General features: G+C 30.2%; 6 protein-coding genes. All 6 read right to left on the bottom strand.

Going from position 1 to position 6943, the window contains the following annotated elements; all coding sequences use genetic code 11:
- Window positions 1-477: 477 nt before the first annotated feature.
- Entirely contained in the window at window positions 478-1824 is a 1347-nt protein-coding gene (locus SOR77_RS02375) for an MATE family efflux transporter (RefSeq protein ID WP_320635600.1), read from the bottom strand.
- Window positions 1825-1905: 81 nt separating this feature from the next.
- On the bottom strand, window positions 1906-3303 hold the full coding sequence (locus tag SOR77_RS02370) for an ABC transporter ATP-binding protein (protein ID WP_320635599.1): 1398 nt from the start codon (window positions 3301-3303) through the stop codon (window positions 1906-1908).
- A complete protein-coding gene (locus SOR77_RS02365) occupies window positions 3296-4006 on the bottom strand; it encodes an energy-coupling factor transporter transmembrane component T (protein ID WP_320635598.1) in 711 nt (236 codons plus the stop codon). The genes SOR77_RS02370 and SOR77_RS02365 overlap by 8 nt, the downstream gene beginning before the upstream one ends.
- Before the next feature lie 3 nt (window positions 4007-4009).
- Entirely contained in the window at window positions 4010-4603 is a 594-nt protein-coding gene (locus SOR77_RS02360) for an MptD family putative ECF transporter S component (RefSeq protein ID WP_320635597.1), read from the bottom strand.
- Between the two features lie 10 nt (window positions 4604-4613).
- Window positions 4614-6341, bottom strand: coding sequence for an ABC transporter ATP-binding protein (locus tag SOR77_RS02355; RefSeq protein ID WP_320635596.1), 1728 nt, complete (start codon window positions 6339-6341; stop codon window positions 4614-4616).
- Window positions 6334-6943: ABC transporter ATP-binding protein (locus tag SOR77_RS02350; protein ID WP_320635595.1), on the bottom strand; the 610-nt coding region annotated here is incomplete at its 5' end. The genes SOR77_RS02350 and SOR77_RS02355, both read right to left, overlap by 8 nt.

Raw genomic sequence — 6943 nt, 5'->3', positions numbered from 1 at the left:
TATATAGTGTCAAGTTATTTTTTTGACCCTGTTAAAATTAATTCAATAGTTAATTGTAAAATGAAGTTGAATTAGACAAGAATCCATAGAAAGCAGATCTCGTTAGAATATTATTAGAAAAACAAACACCAAAGGAAATTGTTAATGGATGCTATTAACATACTACAAAATTAAAAAAAAGCATTTAAATGGCTTTGAAAGAGGGCAAATTGAACTTTTAAACAATAAAGACTACTCACCTTACCAAATTATAAAATACTAGTGTGCATACTTTTTTCTTAATGCTTTTTTGTGTGCTTTTTTCATTACTAGATTAGAGATAATAAGGCATATAAAATTAAAGAACTATATTCGTTTATTAAAACTGTTAAGATTTAATAATAAAAATCATACTTTTCAAAAAGGATTAAATAATTTTAGATTGCTTACATTTATTACAAATCCTATTATAAAATTTCTCTTTTTATGTTCTTCCTGTTATAACTCCCTAAGACTTTTAAACTCTTTTTTAAGCATCATTAACACAATAATTGTAATAAAAGAATCAATTACAAATGAACCATAATATACCGAGCCAATTCCAAAAATCCTCGGTAAAACAATCATAAGTGGTATATAAAGAAAAACCTGTCTTCCAATTCCTATCATCATTGCGGGCTTTGGTTTTTTTATGGATGGAAAAAAAGTCATAGCCGTCAATATTAAGCAAAGCATTGGCAATATTAAAATAATCACTCTGAAATAATTTAAATTTGTTGCTGTGAAATTACCTGTAGGTAACATTTGATGCAATACAAATTCCGGAGCAACTATGCACATTAACCACATAGGCAATATAAGTACAAAAGCCACTGCGGAAAATACTTTATAAAATCCAATAACTCTTTCTATATTTTTTGCTCCATAATTAATTCCAACAGCAGGTTGTAAAGCTCTCATAAGTCCATAAATTGGAGTCATAAGAAGATTTAAGATTCTAAATACCATCCCGTAAAATGCCACATCTGATGTTGTACCAAAAGTATTTAATGCTTTTAAGATGATCATTCCTTGAATCACTGTCATAATTGTCATGATAAATGAAGGCACTCCTATGTTTACAATTTCTTTAATGATTTCCTTATCAAAGTATAATTTATACTCATTCGTTTCAAAACTCGCCTCTTTTCTTTTGCAATAAATAAAAAACAACACAACATACACAAACATTGCAATATTTGTTCCATGTGCAGCACCTTTTACCCCTAAATTAAATATTGCCATTAAAATATAGTTAGCAATAATGTTAACTGCCATTCCTATCCCCATCATGATTGCCGCTTTCGTCATTTTACCTTCTGCTCTAACAACCATATTATAAGAAAGACCTGCAATCCAAAATACCGAACCAAAAAGAGCAACACTATAATATTCTCTTGCAAATACAATATTCTCTCCTTTTGCTCCAATTAAATCTAATAAAGGATTCATAAAAATAAATCCTAAGATCATAATAACTATACTCAACACAATTATGATTACATTCGAATTTCCCAATATCCTTTTTTGTTTTTCCGTACTGTTTTCTCCAATGAGAATACTTAAATAAGAACCTGCTCCAACTCCTACAAGAGATCCTAAACCTAGAGTTATTTGTGTTAATGGATATACAATAGATACTCCCGCCAAAGCTTCCTCTCCAACTAAATTCCCTACAAAAATAGCGTCGAATACCGTATTTAATCCATAAAGTAGCATTGCAACTACTGCCGGAAATGAAAGTTTTAAACAAACCTTCAACATGTTATCGTTCAAAATCATATTCTTTTCTTTTGTTATTTCCAAATAATATACACCTCCATATTATTTTTCATATTTGAAATTATTCCTAATCGTTTCAAATAATATTTTATAATAATTTAGCTATCACTTTATAAATTCATACACTATCCCACCACATTCATAAATAAATTCATAATCATGAGTTATTACTATAATCGTTTTACCTTCATTCTCCATTCTTTTCAAATACTTAATAACAGATAGCATTTGTTCTTTGCAAAGCCCACTTGTCGGTTCATCTAAAATCACAATAGGTTTTTCGCTAACTATGGCGAGTGCAATCATCAGTCTTTGCTTCTCACCACCTGATAATGCCTGTGGATGAGAGTCTTTCTTATCATATAAACAAAATTCTTTTAATATTTGTTCTTTTTTAACATCATCATCACTTACAATCGAAATTTCATTCCATACAGATTCAGTGAATATTTGATAATTTACATCCTGCATTACCATGGATATATAGTTATATGATTCTTTTATTTCTTTGCCCTTATAAAATGATTTTCCTCTTCCTTTAATAAGTTTTGATAATTTATTTATAAATGTTGATTTTCCTACTCCATTGTCTCCTATCAAAAAAAATATCCCTTGTGAAAAGCTGATCTGTTCTAAATCCATTATTTTAGTTTCTTTAAAATCCTGTATAAAGTTTTTACACTCTAAATACTCATCTTCTGTTTCAATTTTCTCCTTATTAAGTAAATGAATTTTTTTATAACTTTTATCTTCAAAATTAGCTTTACTTATTTCATTAAAACTTCTTAAAAAATACTTTCCCTGAAGTTCTTTTAATTTTATATCGCTTAAAACTTCTTTAGGGAAAATTTTTACTTTGCCATCTTTTAGAATTGCCAGACTATCAATTATATCCATAAGGTAGTAGAGCCTATGTTCAGCAACAATAACAATTTTCCTCATTTTTTTTAGCTGAACAATTGCATTTTTTAAAAGTTCAATGGCTTTATGATCTAAAGAAGATGACGGCTCGTCAAAAAGATAAACCTTGTTGTCCATATTCATAACACTTGTTACAGCCATCAACTGCTTTTCTCCACCTGATAAAGAAAAAATATTTCTATTTAACAGTTTTTCAGTATTTAATAAATTTGTATATTTTTCTATGGATTTCTTAATATGCTCTTTTTCTACATTTCTATTTTCTAGTGGGAATGCCAACTCATCAGTAGATTCAACACAAAAAAATTGAGTTTTAGGGTTTTGAAATACAGTAGAGATATAAGCACTTCTATCTGCTATATTTTTATCATTTATAAGCTGTTTATCCAGCACTATTTCTCCGTCTATTTCCCCACCATATATTTCCGGAATGACTCCATTAATTATTTTAATTAAAGTGCTTTTGCCGGAGCCGCTTGCTCCCGTTAAACAAAGAACTTGTCCTTCATAAAGATCAAAATTAATATCCTCAAGAATATCATTCCCTTTATATGAAAATTTTAGATTCTTAACACTAAGCATACTTACCCCTCAAATAAAAACCTATCAATACACACATGAGTAAAAAACAAAAGTAATCTAAAATTTCAAACTTACTTTCTATCAAATTACTTCTTTTCTCACCGATTTTTAGCCCTTTAGTCATTGCTGAAATAGAAACATCATCAGCTGTCTTTGTAAGTATCATTAAAAGCGGCACCATCCTATATTCAAAAAACTTAATTGGATGAATCCATAATTTCCTGTTTGTCAATCCATGAAGATACATGGCATCTTTTACCTGATGATAATCTTCTCTTACAGTATAGAAAAATCTTGCCATGACTATAATTGGAATAACCAGTTCGTCCGGAAACCTCATCTTCTTAAGAGATAACGTAATCTCACTCATTGAAGAGGAATAAAGAGCATACCTTGCCATCATAAACCCTGGAAGTAATCTTAAAAATACCACTGTAATAAAAAGACCTACAGCACCCATGTATCCGCTATCTACAAATAAATATTCTTTTTGAACAATATAAGCTATTACTACAAAAATAAGACCTTTTATTGCAGTTTTCCACTCTTTACACCAAAATAAAAAAACATATGGCAGCAGAGAATAAAATGCTGCCCCAACAGGATGATTTTGTTGAATATTTCCTAAAATCAAAGTGTAAGATAGAATCAATGACATGAAGATTTTTGTTCTAAAATCAAGTTTTAAAAAATCTTCTCTCACTTTTTATACCTCCGCCATACCCGCTCTAACAAAATGTTTTTTTAATATTTTTATACCTATACTGCATCCTATATAAGTACCAACCATACCTAATAAAATAATTGGAATTAGCGACCAGTTCGGTAAAACACTCATCATTTTTTTAGCAAATTCTTCTCCATATCCCATATCAATCATTGTCTTTATATACGAATCTCTTGCAAGATATATTGGTAACCAGTTTCCAAGTCCCCATAAAGATTGGATTACAAAAGTAAGTCTTGCTTGTCTTATGTTATTATAATTTCCTTTTTTCAAAACTACTTCTGCTAATATTCCTGCTAAAACGCCTGTAAGTACCACCCAAGGGCCATGTCCTATTGCGAAAAATACCAAAGACATCACTGTAGTTTGAATAAATACCATTCCGGTTTTTTTAATTTTGGTAGAGTAAAGCATATATACCGGTCCTGAAATAATTCCTTGTAAAAAAGGAACTATAGGCATAAGGGTAGGTACAAATCCTATCATGCCTCCTATGAAAGTTGCTATAAATATCAAAATAGCAAATAAACCGGCATTTATTAAATCTCTTACATTTAACTTATTATCTTTCATCTTCTCCTCCTTAAACTGTACTAGATTTTTCTAACATATTTTTATAATATTTTGAATTCTTACAAAGGTCTTCATCTTTTCCTATAGTTTCTATCTTGCCGTCATTTAATAGAACAATTTTATCTGCTTTTCTAATAGTTCTAAGTCTATGAGCAATTACTATAACAGTCTTATTTTTTATCAACTCAGACAAAGCTTCTTGAATAAGAGTTTCATTTTCAACATCAAGCGATGCCATTGCCTCATCCATTAAAATGATTGGTGCATCCTTAAGTATTGCACGTGCAATAGATATTCTTTGACGTTCACCGCCTGAAAGTTTTTGTCCATTTTCTCCTATAATAGTTTCTATACCATCAGGCAATTTATCTATAAATTCATAACACCTTGCCACTTTTGCAGCTTTTATAATTTCCTCATCACTTGCGTCTTTTCTACCAATTTTAATATTATTTTTTATACTGGAGTTAAATAAGGCCACATCTTGGAATACAATAGAAAAATTCTTTAACAGTGTTTCCGGATCGATCTTGCTTATATCTTCTCCACCTAATAATATCTTTCCCTTATCTACATCCCAAAATCTCGCAGCAAGTTTAGCAAGTGTACTCTTTCCACTTCCTGATTCTCCAATTAATGCAGTTACCTCCCCCTGCTTAGCATCAAAAGTGACTCCATTGATTACAGAGTAGTCTTCATATCCAAAATGAACGTCTTTAAATTCTATGTCATAATTTTTAGGATGCATTTCGGTCTTGCCTTCTTGAATTGGCATAGTTTTGATTTCTTTTATCCTGGAAACTACGCTATCAAGCATGACTATCATTGCCATATAAGTTATAATTTCCTCTATGGGAAGGTAAATACTAACTGTCAACATTAAAAATGCTATATAAACCAATATATTGATTTCCCCTGCAATAAACATATTTGTACCAATAAGTGCTACACTTACAATTCCAAGTTTAAGTAATATCTTTGCAAAGCCTGTCGATACTCCTGAAACAAGCTCAACTTTTACCTTGTCCTTCTTAAGTTTATCAAGCATCACATAAAATTTATTAAGTGACTTTTTTTCTAAATTATAGGATTTTATTTCTCCTATTTGTTCAATGTTTTCCTGCAAATCGTCGAATACTTCTCTACTGCTTTTAACCCACTTATTTAACGATTTTTTTTGCTTTTTCTTTGCTAAATATGCTACTAAAAGTGATATAGGCATTATCCAAATTGTTGCTAATCCCATTTTCCAATTGTATATAAGAATCATTATGGAAATTATTACAGTAGAAATTGCTGTAGCATATATATGCGGAACAGAATGTGAAAATATTTGTTCATATAAAGTAATATCATCCATCATCGTTGTTGCAATATCCGTTAAATCTCTTTTGCCAAAGTAAGAAAGAGGAAGCTTTTTCAGTCTATTCGCTACATCAATTCTTATGTTTGCGCTTTCCATATAAACATTAGTATAGAGTCTTTTATAATCCCATCTTGCAACAATAAACATTACAATTAGCATTACTGCTATAATAACCAGATAATTAGATAGTGTAAGATTAACCTGTGATTTAACACCTTCAGATCCACCTAAATATTGGAATAAAAAAGAAAAAGCAATCATTGGCGGAAATAGCTTAGTAAAGTTTAAAATCGTACGAGAAAAAATTGCTTTAGAAAGGTTACTTGCCCCCTTCTCTGACATAGCATATTTTTTCATGAAATATCTATTCATTTTGACCTCCTATCTGCCAGCTAACCGCTCTTTGATACTCATCCCAAAGCTTTTTATATTCTCCATTTTTCTTTAATAATTCTTCATGTTTGCCTTCTTCAACTATTTTCCCTTTATCGACTACTAATATTCTATCTGCATCTACAACAGTCGAAAGCCTGTGTGCAATCATAAGGGACGTTTTGTCCTTAGAAAGTTTTTTAAAAGATTTTTGTATTATATGTTCATTTTCAGGATCCGCAAAAGCAGTTGCTTCATCTAATATTAAAAGATCGGCATTTTTCAAAAATGCTCTTGCTATGGAAAGTCTTTGAGCTTCTCCTCCGGAAAAATATGTTCCTTTTGTTCCATAAACAGTATTCAAACCATCTTTTAAATTATCAACTATATCTTTTGAACCTGAATCTAAAAGTGCCTGTTCTATTTCTTCATCAGTTGCATCTTCTTTTCCTATAAGCAGGTTGTCTCTTAAACTCATTTTAAAAAGTCTTGAATTTTGAAATACAAAGGAAATTTTATTCATTAAAGTTTGCTTATCGTATTCTTTGATATTAATTCCACCAATGAAAATTTCTCCACTTTGAGGATCATAAAATCTTGCA

The sequence above is a fragment of the Peptoniphilus sp. genome, assembly GCF_034090345.1.
GTDB lineage: Bacteria > Bacillota > Clostridia > Tissierellales > Peptoniphilaceae > Peptoniphilus.
Note: the sequence above shows the minus strand (reverse complement) of the source record. Positions and strands in the feature narration are given on the sequence as shown.